This window comes from Actinomadura sp. 7K534 (genome assembly GCF_004348575.1).
Taxonomy (GTDB): domain Bacteria; phylum Actinomycetota; class Actinomycetes; order Streptosporangiales; family Streptosporangiaceae; genus Spirillospora; species Spirillospora livida.
On the sequence record NZ_SMKB01000060.1, the window covers coordinates 17857 to 34112 of the forward strand.

Sequence of the window (16256 nt, forward strand, 5' to 3'; positions counted from 1 at the left end):
CGGCGTCCTGACAAACCGCTGAGCTGGGAAGTAAACCGGTGGAACGGTCCGCTTCGGCCGGACCGCAAGCCGGTGAAAATTCACCGTCAGTGATCAGCGGCCGCGGAACAACGGATCACTCGTCTTTCCCGGCGGCACGGCAGCGGGACGGATGAGCCACCGCCCGCTGGTAAACCAAACGCACCCCGGAGGGGTCTCTCTAGTGCGCGAGAGCGCCGCGAGGGACCCCTTCGGGTGTTTTCGGGTCTTGTTTTTCAACTTCGGACACCCGAAGATGCAGGATCAAGGCTGGCCGAATGGTGACAAATTACTGACCAGGGGGTCCCGTAGGTTACTTTTTCGCCGCACTCTTGATTCGATTTCGCGTCTGGGTGTCACACATCGCCGCCCTGACCCGATCTGCCAGCAGAAGGGTTCCCCCGCTACTGGCCGGCGGGCGGAGGTGACGAGGAAGTCCCCTCCGCTGTCAAGAAGCGGAAGGGGCTTGCGGGAAGGCCTCTTCCGCCGACGGATGGCGGGCGAGGCTGATGCACGAAGGTCCCTTCGCTGAAGGGCGGGAGAGGCTGTGGCAAGAAGGTCTCTTCCGCTGTTGGGTGGCGGGTGGGGGCTGTGGGAAGGCGGATCGCACGAGAACTGCGGTGCTGGGCAGAAGGCAGGGCGACAAGCCATGAGTCAACCGTTAGGCGGAGCGTGCGCGAACGCGTGGTCGGGGTCGGACCCCCGCCGAGAGGATGGACCGGAAGCGAGCGATCATCGATGACGGCCGCACGAACGGGATCGGTCACCCCCGACCTCACGATCGGCGTCGTAGGCCCGCATGACCTGGTCGAAAGGGTCATGCTCATGGGCCACGGCCCCACGCCGGTACCGAGCCGGCTGGTGGCCGCCGCATACCGAGACGAACAGGAGGCGGCCGACAAGGTCGTGCGGCTGGGATCGGGCGTCGACGTATGCCTGTTCGCCAGCCCCGTCCCCTACGACTTCGCACGCAAGGCGGGCGTGCTGACCATGCCGGCGACGTACGTCCCGCTGAACGGTGCCGCCCTGCAGGGCGCCCTGCTGCGGGCGTCCCTCGACGACCGCTTCGACCCGGCCAGGGTGAGCATCGACGTGCTCGGCCGCGCCGAGGTCGAGGAGGCGTACTCCGAGATCAGCCTGGGCACCGAGCAGGTCCACCTGCGCGAGGAGGCCGCGGGCCCCGGCACGCTCGCCGCCTTCCACGAGCGGCTGTGGCGGCGCGGCGCGACGACCGTCGCGATGACCTGCGTGCACGCCACCGCGGAGCGGATGGAGATGGCCGGCGTGCCGACGCTGCGGGTCCGCCCGACCGGCGCGGCGATCCGCAGCTCGTTGCAGACGGCGGCGCTGCTCGGCGCGCACCACCGGCTGGAGGAGTCGCAGCTCGTCGTGGTGCTGGTGGACGTGCCGACGCTGCGCGAGACGCCGCGCCGCGTCACCCCGCGGTACTGGCGCGACGAGCTGAAGCTCGCGCTGCACCGGGTGCTGCTCCAGGAGGCGCACCGGATGAACGCGTCGGTGTGGCCGCTGGACGACCACAGCTACCTGGTCATCGCGACGCGCGGCTCGGTCACCGCGTCCACCGAGGGGTTCCGGACGCCGCCGTTCGTCGAACGCGTCCGCGAGGAGCTCGGCCTCGCGATCGAGGTCGGCATCGGCATGGGCCGCACCGCGCACGAGGCGGAGAACCACGCCCGCGCCGCGCTGGCCCGGTCGCAGAGTTCGCAGCGGGCGCAGGGCTTCGCCCTGGACCGCGACGGCCGGGCGCTCGTCCCCGCGCCGCGCACCCCGCCGCGGACGCCGCCGCAGGCCAAGCCCAAGGGCCTGGAGATCCTGGCGCGCCTCGCCGACAAGCTCGGTGACCAGGAGCAGCCGCTGATCGTGGACGCGGAGAACGCCGGCAAGATGCTCGGCGTCACGCCCCGCACGGCCCGCCGCCTCCTGCGCACCCTCGTCGAGGAGGGCCTCGCCTGGCCGCTGCCCCCGAACCGGACACCGCAGCCCGGCCGCCCCCGGCAGCTCTACCGCCTCATCGTCGAGAAGCTGGGGCCCGCGAAGACCGGCTGAGCGCACCGCCGTCCCGGTGCCGGACGCCCCGGCACCGGGACGGCGCGCCCGGCTCGGTCACGCTCGGCTCGGTCACGCTCGGCTGAATCGCGCTCGGCTCAGCCGCGGATGAACGACCTGGCCACGGCCAGGAACGCGTCGTTCTCCTCCGGGGAGCCGATCGAGACGCGGGCGCCCTCGCCGGCGAACGGGCGGACGCTCACCCCCTGGGCGTCGCACGCCTCGGAGAACTCCATCGTCCGCTCGCCGAGGCGCAGCCACACGAAGTTGGCCTCGGTCGGCGGGACCGTCCAGCCGTCCGCGAGGAGGGCGCCGCGGACGCGGTCGCGCTCCTTCACCGTGCCCTCGACGCGTTCGAGCAGCTCGTCCGTCGCCCGCAGCGACGCGACGCCCGCCGCCTGCGCGACGGAGTTCACGCTGAACGGCAGGAACGTCTTGCGGATCGCCTCCGCCACCACGGGGTGCGCGACGAGGAAGCCGATGCGCAGGCCGGCCAGTCCGTACGCCTTGGAGAACGTCCGCAGGATCGCGAGGTTCGGGCGGTCGCCGTAGAGGGTGAGGCCGTCGGGGACCTCGTCGTCGCGGATGTACTCGCGGTACGCCTCGTCCAGCACGACGAGGCAGTCGGCGGGGACGCGGTCCAGGAACGCCTCAAGCTCGGCGCGTTGGACGGCCGTGCCCGTGGGGTTGTTCGGGTTGCAGACGAAGACCAGCCGGGTCCGGTCGGTGATCGCGTCGGCCATCGCGGCGAGGTCGTGCGTCTCGTCCCGCAGCGGCACCTGGACGCCCGTCGCGCCCGACAGCGACACCAGCAGCGGGTACGCCTCGAACGACCGCCACGCGTACACCACCTCGGCGCCGGGCTCGGCGACCGCCTCCAGGAGCATCTGCGTGACCCCGACGGACCCGCAGCCCACGGCGACGTGGTCGGCGGGCACGCCGCAGAACGACGCGATCTCCTCGGTCAGCGCAGTGGCGTTGTTGTCGGGGTAGCGGTTGACGTTCCGGGCGGCCTCGCCGATCGCGTCCACGACCGACGGGAGCGGCCCGTGCGGGGACTCGTTCGACGACAGCTTGAACGAGCGGCCCTCGGGCGACACCACGACCTTGCCGGGCTTGTAAGCCACGAACCGGTCGAGGACGGAGCGGAAGCGCGGAGTGGTTGCCTCGGACACCGTTGTCCTCCAGATTGCACAGGGGTGATGGGGCCAGCCTACGCAGCGCCCCGGAACACGCGGTACACCGTCACGAGCCATGCATTCACGAGCTATGCCGCATCATCCAGCAGACCGCCACGATCCGGACGAACTCCCAGTCGCGCACGTTCTCCGGCCACCAGCCGCGGTTGACGGCGTCCTCGGCGAACCGGTGCAGGTACCTCAGCAGCTCCTGCCTCCCGGCGGCGCCGAGTTCCTCCCGCAGGCTGGCCACGTGCTGGTCGACCGCCGCGGCCAGGCCCGGGGTGTCGGCCATGTGCGCGATGCCGGCGTCTCCGATGTCCTGGACGAGCGCGCCGAGCGCTTCGGGCGAGTCACCGTTCATGGCTTGCGAAACTAGCAACCATCCGGCGACGCGCTGAAATCGGCCCTGCTCGGGAGGCCCCGTGAAGGCGCGGCTCAGGAGGCGCGGCTCAGGAGGCGCGCGGCCGCAGCATCGGCGGGCGGAGCTGCTCGGCGTCGCCGCGCCGGTACAGCCGCGCGGGACGGCCGCCGTCCCGCGTCGTCGTCCGGTCGGTGGGGATGAGGAAGCGGTCGGCGCCGGTGACCTTGCGGTGGAAGTTCCGCGGGTCGAGGCTCGTCCCCCACACGATCTCGTAGACGCGGCGCAGCTCCGCCACGGTGAACTCGGACGGGCAGAACGCGGCGGCCAGCGACGTGTACTCCAGCTTGGCCCTCGCCCGCTCCATCCCGTCGCACAGGATCCGCCGGTGGTCGAACGCCGCCTTGTCGTGGTGGACGAGCTCGTCCACGGCCGTCCACAGCACCTGCGCGCGGCTGGACGCGGGCAGGTCCGGCGCGAGCCCCAGGTAGGCGACGCTGACCACACGCTGGCGCGGGTCGCGGTCGGGGTAGCCGTAGGTGGCGAGCTGTTCGAGGTGGATCCGCACGTCCGCGAGCCCCGCCCGCTCCGCCATCAGCCGGGACGCGGCGACGGGCAGGTCCTCGTCGAGCTGGATGAACCCGCCCGGCAGCGACCACGCCCCCTCGTACGGCGGGCGGTCGCGCCGCCACCGCAGCGCGCACAGGCGCTGTTCCCGCACGGTGAGCACGACGAGGTCAACGGAGACGGCGAGGCGCGGGACGGGCATGTGGTGGAGTCTATTGGTGGGGCGATCCCCATAGCCCCGTCATGAACACTCTCCGTCGGAGCGCCCGAGCCCGACGCGAACGGGCAGGCGCGCCGCTCTCCGCACGCGCCTGCCCGTGGCCGGTGGCCGGTGTTCAGTCGTCCTTCGGGGCTTCCTTGGGGATCTCGACCGGAACGGCCGGGACGGCCGCGCCGTTCGCGGTGCCGTTCGGGCCGTGCCCGTTCTGGACGTTCATGTTCCCGAGGAGCTGGCGGGCGAGGCCGAGGCCGGTGCCGCCGAGCGTGAGCGCTTTGGCGAGCATGTCCTCGACGCCCTGGGCGCCGTTGAGCACGACCATGTTGTCGACGTTGCCGAACACGCCCGCGCCGGCCTCGACGATCTGCGGCCACTGCTCCGCGAGCTGCTGGGCGATGACGGCGTCGGTGTTCTCGGCCAGCGCCTCCGCGCGGGCCTTGATCGCCTCGGCCTCCGCGAGGCCCTTCTGCCGGATCGCGTCCGCCTCGGCCTCACCGAGGATGCGGGTGGCCTCCGCCTCCCGCGCGGCCCGCAGCTGGATCTCGGTCGCGGCCGCCTGCGCCTGCGCGATGCGCTCCTCGCGCTCGGCCTCGGCCAGCTTGACCTGCTCGTACGCGCGGGCGTCGGCGGGCTTGCGGATCTCGCTCTCCAGCCGCTTCTCCGTCCGCTCCGCCTCCAGCTCCGCGTTGCGGGTCTCCTTGAGGATGACCTCCTGGCGGGCCTGCTGCGCGGCCTGTTGCACCTGGCCCTCGTACTCGGCCTTCTTCATCTCGGTGTCCCGGATCACCGCCGCGTTCTGCCGCTCGGTCTCCTGCTCCCGCTCGGTGGCCTCCTGGTTGCGCTCGGCCTCCGCGATGCGGGCGGCGGAGGCGACGCGGGCGGCGTGCGGGCGGCCCAGGTTGGCGATGTAGTCGGTCTCGTCGTCGATCTCCTGGATCTGCAGCGAGTCGACCACGAGCCCGAGCTTGCTCATCTCGTCGGCGGCGGACATCCGGGTCTCGCTGGTGAGGCGCTCCCGGTTGAGGATGAGGTCCTCGACGGTGAGGTTGCCGATGATCGAACGCAGGTGACCGGTGAACAGCTCGTGGATCGCGCCGTCCATCGAGCCCTGCTGCTCCAGGAAGCGCCGCGCCGCGTTGGCGATCGAGACGAAGTCGTCGCCGACCTTGTAGATGACGACGCCGCGGACCTTCACCGGGATGCCCTGCTGCGTCACGCAGTTCACCTCGAGGTTGGCCGCCCGGCTGTCGAGCCGCAGCCGCCGCGACACCTGGAAGCCCGGCAGGACGGCGGTGCCCTTGCCGGTCACGATCTTGAAGCCGAGGCTGTCCAGGCCGTCCACGGGCTTGGACCTCGCGCCCAGCCCGGAGATGATCAGCGCCTCGTTCGGCTCGGCGACCCGCCACACGAGCTTGAACAAAATGATCAACACGATGAGCGCGGCTACGGCGCCGCCGACCACGGCGAGCACGGGCATACGGCCTCCTCTTCTGTTTTGGGCGGGGGTCGAATCCGTCCGCGTTGCCCCATAGACGCGCCGAACCCGCATACGGTTCGACCTGCGCAGCTATTGGCCGAAAGCGGGCGCTACATACACCGTACGCGGCGGGTGGTACTCCACCACCACCACGACCATCCCCACGGTGATCTCCTCACGCGGGTCCACGGGATGGGCGTAGAACGCCTCGACCCCGCCGCGCACCGGGATCATGACCTCACCGACCAGGCCGGGCCCGATCCTGCCGGTGACCCGGCCTTCCTTACCGATCAAGGAGCGCCCCCTGTTCGTCGCAGGCCAGTAGACGGCTAAGGCTAATGGCTGGCGGTTCGTGGGAGTGGGTCGCGGGGCTCTGGCTAAGGGAGGATGCGGTCGGCCTGGTTCAGGGCGGTGCGGGCCAGGCGCTCCGCTTCGGTCCGGGTGGCGGTGGGGCCGGAGACGGTGATCGTGGCCAGGTAGTGGCGGCCGCGGAACACCACGTACCAGGTGCGGGTGCCGGTGTCGCCGGAGACGGTGGCGACGCCGACCGTGCGGGAGCCCTCGCCGATGTCGCCCCTCGGGGACTCGGCGACGCGGTGCCGCGCCCACTGAGAGCCGACCTTGGTGCGGAACCGCAGGCAGCCCGCCGGGACGCGGGCGTTGACCTGCTTCTCCGCGGCGCCTACGGACATGCCCATCATGGTCTGCGTGACGGTCTGGCCGCTCTTGGCGAACGTGACCAGGGCGGCGGGGACGTCGGCGGGAACGGTGCCGTTCGGGCCGTTCGTCGCGCACTGCGGCTTGTCCAGGACGGCCTGGCGCTGCAGCCTGGCGGCGTTCTGGATGGGTCTGAGCGTGCCGTACGAGCCCGAGTCGGGTTCACCGGCCTTCCGGTAACCGGGGACGTCGGTGAGGAGGGCCTGGGCGAGCTGGTCGGAGGTGTAGCCGACGCCGGCGACCTCGGCGGGGGCGGTGCCGTGGACGGGACGGGCGCGCTCACCGCCGCCGCCGCACGCGGTGGCCGCGGCGGCCGTCGTCAGCAGCATGATCGGGAGGAGCCTGTGCGCCATGGCGGTGACCCTACGGCGCGGAGGGTGCGGGCCGCCCGGGACGACACGCGTTCCGGGCGAACCGGTCAGTGTTCTCCGGCCCGGCGTCGTCCGGCCCGGCGTCGTCCGGCTCAGCCCTGAGCGGCGCGCTCGTTGTACTCGGCGGCGTACTCCTGGCCGGACATCTTCTGGATCGTCTCGATGATCTCATCGGCGATGGCGCGGCGGGCCTTGGCGGGCGGCAGGTCGCGGTAGTGGGAGAAGTCCATCGGGGGGCCGATCCGCACGGTGGGGCGGGGGCCGAAGACGCGCGGCATGGCCGCGCCGAGCGGCTGGATCTTCTCGGTGCCCTCCAGCGCGACGGGCAGCACCCGGGCGCCGGTCTCCAGGGCGAGCCAGCCGATGCCGGTGCGGCCGCGGTAGAGCCGCCCGTCCGGGGAGCGGGTGCCCTCGGGGTAGATCGCGAACGCGCCGGCGTTCTCCAGGACCTCGGCGCCCTGCTCCAGCGCGCCCATCGCGGCGCGCCGCGCGCCGCGGCGGACCGGGACGTGGCCGAGGTTGGTGAGGAACCAGCGGATGAAGCGCTTCTTGAGCCCGCCGCCCTCGAAGTAGTCCGCCTTCGCGATGTAGGTGACCGGCCGCGGGACCGCCAGGGGAATGATGAAGCTGTCGATGAAGGACAGATGGTTGCTCGCCACGATGAGCGGCCCGTAGCTCGGCACGTTGTCGCCGCCCACGACCCGCGGACGGAAAAGCAGCCAGAGGATCGGACGCACCACGCGCGTCATGAACGTGTAGAACACCCAGCCTCCCGAATTCGCCAACGACACTGTAACGTCTGCGCCGATCCGGACCCGAGGCAGCGCCCCCCGTGCGGCCCGCCGGTCCGGTCAGGAATTACCCAACCGCAGGTCACGGGCGGTATGGCGGCACTTATCCGCCATTTCTACTATTCAGTAAGTTTCTCTTCAGTAAGTTATTGCTCGTTTCCCGGATGTCCCCGGCTCGGCCGGGCGCTCCGGGACGATCCGTCAGGTAGGGTCGGTGCAGGAGACCAGCCGGCCGTCTCGGGCGTGTTACGGTCCGGGGCACACCAGTGGGCGACCAGGTCCTTTTCCGGGAAGTCCTTGGAATGCGGGCGCGGGTGCGCGATCCTGAGGAGTCACCTGAGATGGCCGGGGTACCGCCGGATGGGGCGTGAGGTGACCATGGACTTCGACATCAACCTGATGCGCGACGACCGGTGCACCCTCGTCCGGGTGCAGGGCGACATCGACGTCGTGTCCCGCACGCGGTTCGAGGAGGCGCTGTTCGAAGTCGTCGACTCCGGTGAACCCATGGTCATCGACATGCGCGAGGTCACGTTCTGCGACTCCACCGGCCTGAACGCGATCGTCGCCGCCAACCGCCGCGCCGGCGACCGCGGCACCTCCGTCGCGCTCGTCGCACTGCCCCCGCGGGTCCAGCGGGTGTTCCGCATCACCGGGATCGACAAGTTCATCCCGATCCACGACACCCTCCGCGAGGCCATCGCCGCGCTGCCCTCCACGACGCCCTGACCCGCGGCGCTCACCTGCAGCCCTCGAACTGCGGGACGCTGGTCGTGAGCTTGAGGCCGGAGTCGCCGAACCACTTGTTCAGCAGGCGTTCGGCCGTGCCGTCCTGGTACATGGCGGTGATGGCGCGGTTGACGGTCTCGCAGCCCCGCAGGTCGCCCTTCTTGAGGCCGACGCCGTACTTCTCGTCGGTGAACGGGGCGTTGATCATGCGGCCGGAGCGGCCCGCGGCGAACCCGGCGAGGATCAGGTCGTCGGTCGAGACGGCGTCCAGCCGCCCCGACGCCAGCGCGTCCATGCAGGCGCCGTAGGTGTCGACGGTGACGGGCTTCGCGGCGACCTTGCGCTCCTCGATGACCCGGCGCCAGGAGTTCGAGCCGGTCACCTCGCAGATCCGCTTGCCCTTCAGGTCCCGGACGTCGTCGATCGAGTCGTCGTCGGCGCGGACGAACGTGTCCTGGTGGGCGACGTAGTACGGGCCGGCGAAGGTGACCTCCATCTTCCGCCGCGCCGTGATCGAGTACGTCGCGACGATGAGGTCGACGGTGCCGGCGGCCAGTGCCTCCTCGCGGACGGACGAGTTGGTCGTCCGGAACGTGATGCGGCTCTTCGGGACGCCCAGCTTGCCCGCGATGTAGACGGCGACATCGACGTCGAAGCCCTCGTAGGTGCCGTCCGGGCGCTTCACTCCTAGCGCCGGCTGGTCCTCCTTGACCCCGATGACCAGGGAGTCCTTGTCGGTGACGCTCTCCTTCTCGGAGCCGCCGAGGCCGCAGGCCGACAGGCCGGCCACGAGCAGGAACGCACCGGCGGCGGCGGTGGCACGGATGGCGCGCATGTCTTCTCCCTCAGCGGAACTCGGCCAGCCGGGGACGGATCCCCGCCAGGAGCAGCAGGGCGATGGCGGCGGCGCCGGCGGCCGGTACCGCGTTCCAGCCGCGCAGCCCGCCGTCCGCGTCCCGGATCGCGTCGTCGAAGGCGTCCTGGTGGACGGCCGTCAGCGCGGTCAGCGCCGCGTCGTAGGCGCCGAAGTCGCTGATCGCGTCGGAGGTGCGGCCCATCCGCAGGTCGACGGCCCCGGCCCGGTCCCCGGACGACGCGAGCTCCCGCATCCGCGCGTCGTTGCGCTGCACGACCCGGTACGCCTGGAGCGTCCGCTGGAGGGCGTCGGCCTCGCGGCCCGGCTCGACCGTGCGCGCCTCGTCGCCGAAGAAGCCGAGGAACGGGACGTCGTCCCCGCCGGCCCTGTACGCGCCGAGTTTCTCCTCCAGCCCGGCGTAGTAGTTCGCCAGGTTCACCGGTTTGTCGCCCATGTCGGGCTGGATCACCGACAGGGACTTGTCGAGGTAGGTCTGCTCGTAGGTGTCGGCGCGGCCCGGGTCGAGGAGGTAGCGGCTCTCGTCGGCGAACGCGCTGTGGCTGATCGCGCGGGCCCGGGAGAGCTGGAGGATCGAGTCGAAGCCGTCCTCCTTGGCCTTCCTGATGTGCCCGGCCTGGGCGGTGAGCAGGCCCGTCCCGACGGCGGTGAGCGCCAGGGTGGCGAGGGTCGCCAGGACCAGCGCGGGGTTGAGGACGCGGCGGAACGTCCGCGCCAGGTAGAGCTGCGTGGCGATCAGGAGCAGCAGCACGACGGTGCCGGTCACCGCGACCCAGGTCCGGCCGGTCAGGACGGCCGACCGGTTCGTCTCGTAGTCCTGCCTGACGTGCGCCCCGGTGTCGAGCGTGATGTTGTACGCCTTCGGCAGGAGCTGCAGCTTCATCAGGTCGGTCGCCTGCCGGTAGGCGTCGATGACCTCCCGCGGCAGTTCGCCGGGCGCGTGGTCGGCCTGCGCGTCGAGCTCCATGGCGCGTCCGACGAGCCGTTCGTAGCGGCCGAGGCCGTCCAGCACCTCCTGGACGGTGCGCCGCAGCGCGGGGTCGCTGCCGGCGAGCTGCGCGGCCTCCACCGCGGCGGCGTCGGCCTCCGCGCGGCGCCGCTCGTACAGCCGCAGCGACTCGTCATGGCCGATGCCGAGGTCGTGGTCGCGGCCGATCAGCAGGATGTTGGACACCTGCGCGTCCATGTCGCTGAGCGCGAAGTACAGCGTGCCGGTCGCGACGACCTGCGGGCCCGCGTCGTGGCCGATCGTCTGGACGGAGTCGCGGGCGTTCCCGATCGCGACGGTCAGCATCGCCAGGAGCGCCACGATCGCGGCCAGGCACAGCACCGCGTGGATGCCGATGCGGCCCGGGATCGTGCGGAGCCACCGGCCGCGGACGAACGTCCTGAGGCGTCCCGCACCGGATCGGTCCGCCTGGTCGCGGCGCGGGGCCGGGCCGGGGCGGCGGTGGGGCGCCGGAGGCGCGGGCGGCCTCGGAGGCCCGGCGGGCGCGGGCGGCGCCGCCCCCGGTGCGCCGCCGGGCGGGGTCGTCGTCATGGCGGGCCCTCCTGCAGCAGCAGCGTGATCGTCGTCCAGGCGCCGACGTGGACGCGGTCGCCGTCGGCCAGCGGCACGGGCGTGTTCACCTCGATGGGCTCCGTTCCGCCGTTGACCGTGGTCCCGTTGGTCGAACCGGGGTCGACCAGGTGCCAGGTGCCGTCCGGCTGCGCGAGCAGGACGGCGTGCAGGTGCGAGACGCCGGGGTCCTCGGGCGGCGCGCTCAGGTCGATCTCCGGGAGGATCGCGCGGGACGTGCTGCGCCGCCCGATCCGGACCTGGTCCCCGATCAGCGGGACGCGGCGCTCCGGGCAGTACGGCGGGAACGCCAGGTCCGGCGCGTCCGGTCCCAGCTGCGCCAGCACCGTGTCGAAGTAGCCGCGGTCGGCGATGATCACGGCGGACGGGCCCGGCGGGGTCAGCCGCGGGCTGCTCGCCCGCTGCGACGGCACCATCGGCTGCTGCCGGGCGATGCGGGCCGCGTACAGCTGCGCGGTGTGCGCGGCGCCGGTCTCGAAGTCGTACCCGTCGACCTCGCAGAAGCGGCCGGAGCGGGGCGTCCCGCACTCCGGGCACGCGGCGGCGCCCTGTCCCTCGTCCGGTGCCGCCGCCGCGGGCGCGCGGTACGGGGCGGGCGCGGGCGCCGGCGGGGCGAACTCGGCGCGCGGCGCGCCGTCCATGAGGTCGCCGCACACGTCGCAGTAGTCGGCGGCCGCGGACGTGTGCCCGCTCGGGCAGACCGGCATGGGCCTCAGCCTCCCCCCGCCACGTCGCCGTGCCGGGTACGCACGGTCCGGACGGACTGGGTGTCGAGCGACATCTCGTCCGCCTTCGCCACCTCGCGCTTCAGCCGGACCGTGCCCCGCACCGGGTCGACGACGTCGACGATCCGGTCCAGCAGGCCAGAGATCTGCTCGTTGCCGACCTCCCGCGCCAGCACCACGGCGCGGCCGAGCCGCGCGGTCGCGGTGTCGGCGTCGCCGAGCCGCCTCGCCTCCAGGCCCTCCTGGATCGCCTCGGCCAGTTCCGACTGCCCGGTGTGGATCGTGACCCGCTCGTTCATGAGCGTCGCCCTGGCCTCGTCGTCGGTCCACTCGGCCAGGACGTTCCCGGACGCGAGGGCCTCGTCGCCGGCCATGACCTTCACCCACGCGGCGCGCATCTGCCGTCCGACGTCGCCGGGCTTCACCTCGACGCACAGGTGGTACTCGCGGGTCTCGCTCCCCCAGGAGCCCAGCGGGTAGTCGCCCGTCTGCGTCCCCGACTCGACCCGCTTCTCGGTCAGGTCGTCGACGGTCGGCACCATCTGCTTGACGAAGCGCAGTTCCGCCTGCTGCGGCGTCCACACGCGCAGCGACACGTCCGCGACCTCCTTGCTCATCGAGGCCCGCGTCATAGCGAGGAAGTCGGCCTCCAGGTCGGCCGGGTCGGGGACGTCGAGGAAGCCGCCCAGCAGCATCGAGGTGATCTTGCGGACCTCGGCGACCTCCCAGTCGGTGCCGACCCCGCGCGCGTCGCACTGGAAGCGGCCCGCGCACTGGCGGAGCGCCGCGTCCAGCTCCTCCGCCGACTCGTGCTGGTTTTTGCCGTCGGTCAGCAGGATCGCGTGCTTGACGGCGTCGTCGTAACCGGTGAACAGCCGGTCGGCGAGCCGCAGCCACGACCCGATCGCGGTCCCGCCCGCCGCCTCCAGCCGCGACACGGCCTGCGCGGCGCTCCGCCGGGACGTCTCGTTCGCCTCGGCGAGCCGCTCCCCCTGCGGGTAGATCATCCGGGGCTGGTTGGCGCCCGCGACCACGGCGAAGCGGACCCCGTCGCGGAGCACGTTCACCGCCGCCCGCGCGGCCCGCTTCGCGGCGGCCATCTTCCCCCGGTAGGACATCGACCCCGAGGTGTCGATGATGATGACCTCCGCGGCGGGCGCCCGGCCGCTGCCCGGCCCGACCGCGCCGGGCGAGCGCGCCTCCACGGTCACGATCGCGTGCACCTCCCGCCCGCCCTCCGGGAGGTAGGGGTTCTGGTCCACGCGGATCGTGAACCCGGGGTAATCGCTCATCTGCCCGGCTCCCTGCTCGTGTCCGGCGGCGGGCAGGGGATGACCGCCACCGTGACGTTGTCGTGCCCGCCCGCGTCGAGCGCCGCCCGCAGCAGCCGCCGCGCCGCCCCGCGCGGCCCGTCCGCGGCGTGCAGGGCGACGGCCGCGAGCTCCGCGGCCCCGGGCAGGTGGTTCCACAGCCCGTCGCTGCACAGCAGTACCAGCCCCGGGGCGGCGGGACGGAACGCCGCCAGCCGCGGTTCGACCGGGCCCGCGTCGGCGCCCAGCCACGCCGTCAGCAGGTGCGCCCGCCGGTCGGCCCACGCGTCCGCCGCGCTCATCTCCCCGCGCTCGACCATCTCCACTGCCCACGAGTCGTCCCGCGTCAGCATGCAGGAGCCCCCCGCCGACAGCCAATACGCCCGGCTGTCCCCGACCCACCCGACCGTCACGTCGGGGCCGTCCACGACGGCCGACACGAACGTGCACGCGGGCGCGGACTCCGGGCTCGCTGCGAGCCGCGTCACGATCTCCGCCGCCCGCTCGACGGCCTCCCGGGTGGCGTCGCGGGGGTCGGTGCCGCGCGCGACGCGTCCGGCCAGGACGGCCGCCGCGGCGTCGGCGGCCAGCCGCGACGCCTCCTCCGACCCCGGCGCGGTCGCCACCCCGTCGCACACCACGGCGCAGGCCCCGTTCGGCAGCGGCGCCAGCGCGAACGCGTCCTCGTTCCGGCCGCGGCGCAGGCCGCGGTCGCTCACGGCCGCCGCGAACCCGCCCAGCTCGGCCTCGACGTGCTCCCGGCCGGTCGGCTGCCGCAGGCCGCATTGGCCGCAGTACCCGTCCGTCCCGACGTCCCCGCCCCCGCAGTCCGCGCAGACGGCCCTCTCAGAGCCGAGCCCGGGGCTGTCCGCCGCCCGTAATGGAACGCCGTTCAAGGGCGCGGCGCTCGGTGGCGCGGTCGTCGGGTCGGGGCGGCCGCATTCCTCGCAGAAGCGGTCGTGCTCGTGGACGGGCTCGCCACAGGTGCGGCACAGCCCGGCGTGGAGATCCTGGTCCGCGGCCATCGTCAGAACAGCGTCCTCGGGCGTACCGCGTTGGCCCGGCTGACCATCGCGTGCCGGTGCTCCGCGCTGTCGGCGAGCTTGGCGAGGACGCGGTAGGTCTCCTCCAGCTTCGCGCGGAGCGACGCCTCGTCGAGGTCGGTGCCGAGGATCCGGCGGGTGCCGGCCGCCGCCGGTGCCCGGCCGGTGCGGACCCACCCGAGGGCGGCCTCCAGGACCTCGGCGGTGAACGCGGCGGCGCGCTCGGTGTCGAGGCGCAGCGACGCGAGGCGCCGCCCGGCCTCGATCAGCGCGCCGGCGTCCAGTTCGGCGGGGCGGCGGCCGCGGACGGCGGTGGCGACGGCCGCGAGCTGCGCGGCGAGGTAGTCGCTGGAGACGCGCGGCACCGAGTCCAGCACCTGTTCGGCCGCCTGGCGGTCGCCCGCGGCGAGGCGGGCGCGGGCCAGACCGAACGCGGCGCTCACGTGGGTGGGGTCGGTGCGCCAGACCGTCTCGTAGAAGCGGGCGGCCTGCGCCATGTCACCGCGGATCTCGTGGCAGAACGCGAGCGCCAGCTTCGGGGCCTGCTCGCCGGGCGCGAGGTCGTACAGGTCGTTGAAGACGGCCACCGCCTCCGCGGCGCGCCCGCCCGCGAGGGCCCGTGCGCCGCGGTACCAGTCGACGCGCCAGTCCTCGGGGGCCTCCGCGGCGATCTCCTCCAGGAGCCGCCGGGCGCCGTCCAGGTCGTCCAGCTCGATCCGGACGCGGGCCAGCGCCAGGCGGACCTCCCGCGACGGGACCGGCGCGGCGCTCAGCGCGGCGGCCAGGTCGCCGGGGTCGCGGGCGGTGAGCCCGGTCAGGAACGCGGCGGCCGGGTCCGACCCGTACACGAGCGGGACGGGCAGCGCGGCCGCGGCGGCGGACGGCTCCAGCGGCGCGAGGATGGGCGGGGGCGCGGCGCCGTCCCGCGCGCCGTCCCGGTCGGCCGGCGCGGCGGTCTCGGCACCGGCGGTGTGCTGCCCGGCGCCGAACAGCGGGGACGGCGCGGGCCGCGGCCGCCCGTCCTCGGCCGACAGGACCTCGCGCAGGACGCCGGTGAGCTGCTCGGCCATCTCGGCGGCGCTCTGGAAGCGGCGGGCCGGGTCCGGGTGCGTCGCGCGGCGCAGCAGCCGGTGGTACGACTCGTGCCGCTGGAACAGCGGGACCTCGTCGCGGGGCGGCAGGCTCCGCAGGTGCCGCCCGGTGTAGCCGCGGAACGGGAAGCTCAGCACCGCCAGCGTCCGGCCCACCGTGTACAGGTCGGACGTGATCGACGGGCCCTGCGAGCCGATCTCGGGCGCCTGGTAGCCGGGGGTGCCGAAGATCGGGCTGTCGACGTCGAACGCGCGGCGCACCCCGCCGAGGTCGATCAGCTTGAGCTGCTCCTCCGACTGGATGGCGTTGTCCGGCTTGAAGTCGCAGTACAGCAGGCCGACGCCGTGCAGGTAGCCGAGCGCGCTCAGCACCTCCAGCCCGTACGCGATGACCTGCGGCAGCGGGAGCGCCGCCGCGTCGCCGTGGTCGCGGCGGAGGCCGAGCAGGATGTCCTTCAGCGACCGGCCGCCGACGTACTCCATCACGATGTAGCCGGAGTCGCCGTGCCGCACGAAGTTGTAGATCTTGACGATGTTGGGGTGCTCGACCTCGGCGAGGAACGCGCGCTCGGCGGTCGCGGCGGCCAGCGAGTCGGCGTTCCCGGTGTCGAGCAGGCCCTTGAGCACCACCCAGCGCTCGCTCACGTTGTGGTCGCGGGCCAGGTACACCCAGCCGAGGCCGCCGTGCGCCAGGCAGCCGAGCACCTCGTACTGCCCGGCGATCATCTCGCCGGGGCGGAGCTTCGGCGTGAACGAGAACGGGTGCCCGCAGTTGCGGCAGAACCCCTCGGTGCGGCCGGGCCGTCCGCCCCTGCTGCGCCCTACCTTCTCGTCGCACCGGCTGCAGTAGCGCCGGTTCTCCGGCACCTCGGGCGTCTCCATGATCGCCGAGGCCGGGTCGCGGGCCGGGACCGGCGGCACCTCCACCAGCCCGGCGCCGAGCATCCCGCGCCTGGTGGACCCGCTGGAGCCCGTCCCGCGGGTGCCGCCGCGCGACGCCGTCCGCCCGGACCCCACGGTCCCGGACCCGCTGGATGCCGAGGGACTGGACGCCGAGCCCGCGCCGCTCGGCCCGGACGGGCCGGACGAGCCCGGCCCTCCGGTCGTCAGGGAGGCGGTCGTGGGGGAGGCGGTCGTCGGG

15 protein-coding genes and 1 pseudogene are annotated in these 16256 nt (G+C 73.1%); 3 read left to right on the plus strand and 13 right to left on the minus strand.

The genetic code is table 11. The annotated features are described in order from the left end of the window. The first annotated feature begins 756 nt into the window (after positions 1-756). A complete protein-coding gene (locus E1266_RS14795) occupies positions 757-2085 on the plus strand; it encodes a transcriptional regulator (protein ID WP_184878956.1) in 1329 nt (442 codons plus the stop codon). Between the two features lie 98 nt (positions 2086-2183). Here the strand turns inward: E1266_RS14795 and hisC are convergent, their stop codons facing one another. The 7 genes from hisC to E1266_RS14830 all read right to left on the minus strand — a co-directional run bounded on the left by hisC (position 2184) and on the right by E1266_RS14830 (position 7737). Beyond that, positions 2184-3260 carry a histidinol-phosphate transaminase gene (gene hisC / locus E1266_RS14800; RefSeq protein WP_243718419.1) on the minus strand — a complete coding sequence of 359 codons (1077 nt, stop codon included), beginning with the start codon at positions 3258-3260 and terminating at the stop codon, positions 2184-2186. 85 nt (positions 3261-3345) lie between these two features. After that, complete coding sequence (locus E1266_RS14805; protein WP_132047193.1) at positions 3346-3627, minus strand: DUF6401 family natural product biosynthesis protein; 282 nt, start codon at positions 3625-3627, stop codon at positions 3346-3348. An 88-nt stretch (positions 3628-3715) separates the two neighbouring features. Beyond that, positions 3716-4393: an NUDIX domain-containing protein gene (locus E1266_RS14810; RefSeq protein WP_132047195.1), complete on the minus strand. Its 678-nt coding sequence runs from the start codon at positions 4391-4393 to the stop codon at positions 3716-3718. Between the two features lie 133 nt (positions 4394-4526). Further along, on the minus strand, positions 4527-5885 hold the full coding sequence (locus E1266_RS14815) for a flotillin family protein (protein WP_132047197.1): 1359 nt from the start codon (positions 5883-5885) through the stop codon (positions 4527-4529). Positions 5886-5975: 90 nt separating this feature from the next. Then, complete coding sequence (locus tag E1266_RS14820) at positions 5976-6179, minus strand: hypothetical protein (protein WP_131983407.1); 204 nt, start codon at positions 6177-6179, stop codon at positions 5976-5978. Positions 6180-6262: 83 nt separating this feature from the next. Further along, entirely contained in the window at positions 6263-6955 is a 693-nt protein-coding gene (locus E1266_RS14825; protein ID WP_132047198.1) for a hypothetical protein, read from the minus strand. 110 nt (positions 6956-7065) lie between these two features. Beyond that, the gene (locus E1266_RS14830; RefSeq protein WP_243718424.1) at positions 7066-7737 is read right to left on the minus strand and encodes a lysophospholipid acyltransferase family protein; all 672 of its coding nucleotides are present in this window, start codon (positions 7735-7737) and stop codon (positions 7066-7068) included. A 405-nt stretch (positions 7738-8142) separates the two neighbouring features. On the opposite strand from E1266_RS14830, the gene E1266_RS14835 reads away from it, so the two are divergent. After that, entirely contained in the window at positions 8143-8493 is a 351-nt protein-coding gene (locus E1266_RS14835; protein ID WP_132047200.1) for an STAS domain-containing protein, read from the plus strand. Positions 8494-8503: 10 nt separating this feature from the next. Here the strand turns inward: E1266_RS14835 and E1266_RS14840 are convergent, their stop codons facing one another. The 6 genes from E1266_RS14840 to E1266_RS14865 are packed head-to-tail and all read right to left on the minus strand — an operon-like array spanning position 8504 to position 16060. Continuing rightward, on the minus strand, positions 8504-9328 hold the full coding sequence (locus tag E1266_RS14840; RefSeq protein WP_132047202.1) for a glutamate ABC transporter substrate-binding protein: 825 nt from the start codon (positions 9326-9328) through the stop codon (positions 8504-8506). 10 nt (positions 9329-9338) lie between these two features. Further along, positions 9339-10907, minus strand: a complete 1569-nt coding sequence (locus tag E1266_RS14845; protein WP_243718420.1) for a hypothetical protein — start codon at positions 10905-10907, stop codon at positions 9339-9341. Further along, a complete protein-coding gene (locus E1266_RS14850) occupies positions 10904-11653 on the minus strand; it encodes an FHA domain-containing protein (protein ID WP_132047204.1) in 750 nt (249 codons plus the stop codon). Before E1266_RS14850 ends, E1266_RS14845 begins: the two co-directional genes overlap by 4 nt. A gap of 5 nt (positions 11654-11658) precedes the next feature. Beyond that, complete coding sequence (locus tag E1266_RS14855; RefSeq protein WP_132047206.1) at positions 11659-12963, minus strand: VWA domain-containing protein; 1305 nt, start codon at positions 12961-12963, stop codon at positions 11659-11661. Next, a complete protein-coding gene (locus E1266_RS14860; protein ID WP_132047208.1) occupies positions 12960-14006 on the minus strand; it encodes a protein phosphatase 2C domain-containing protein in 1047 nt (348 codons plus the stop codon). The genes E1266_RS14855 and E1266_RS14860 overlap by 4 nt, the downstream gene beginning before the upstream one ends. A 2-nt stretch (positions 14007-14008) precedes the next feature. Further along, complete coding sequence (locus E1266_RS14865; protein WP_132047210.1) at positions 14009-16060, minus strand: serine/threonine-protein kinase; 2052 nt, start codon at positions 16058-16060, stop codon at positions 14009-14011. Positions 16061-16070: 10 nt separating this feature from the next. Here E1266_RS14865 and E1266_RS39400 point away from each other — a divergent pair. Continuing rightward, positions 16071-16256, plus strand: a pseudogene (locus E1266_RS39400) (hypothetical protein); the annotation flags it as partial.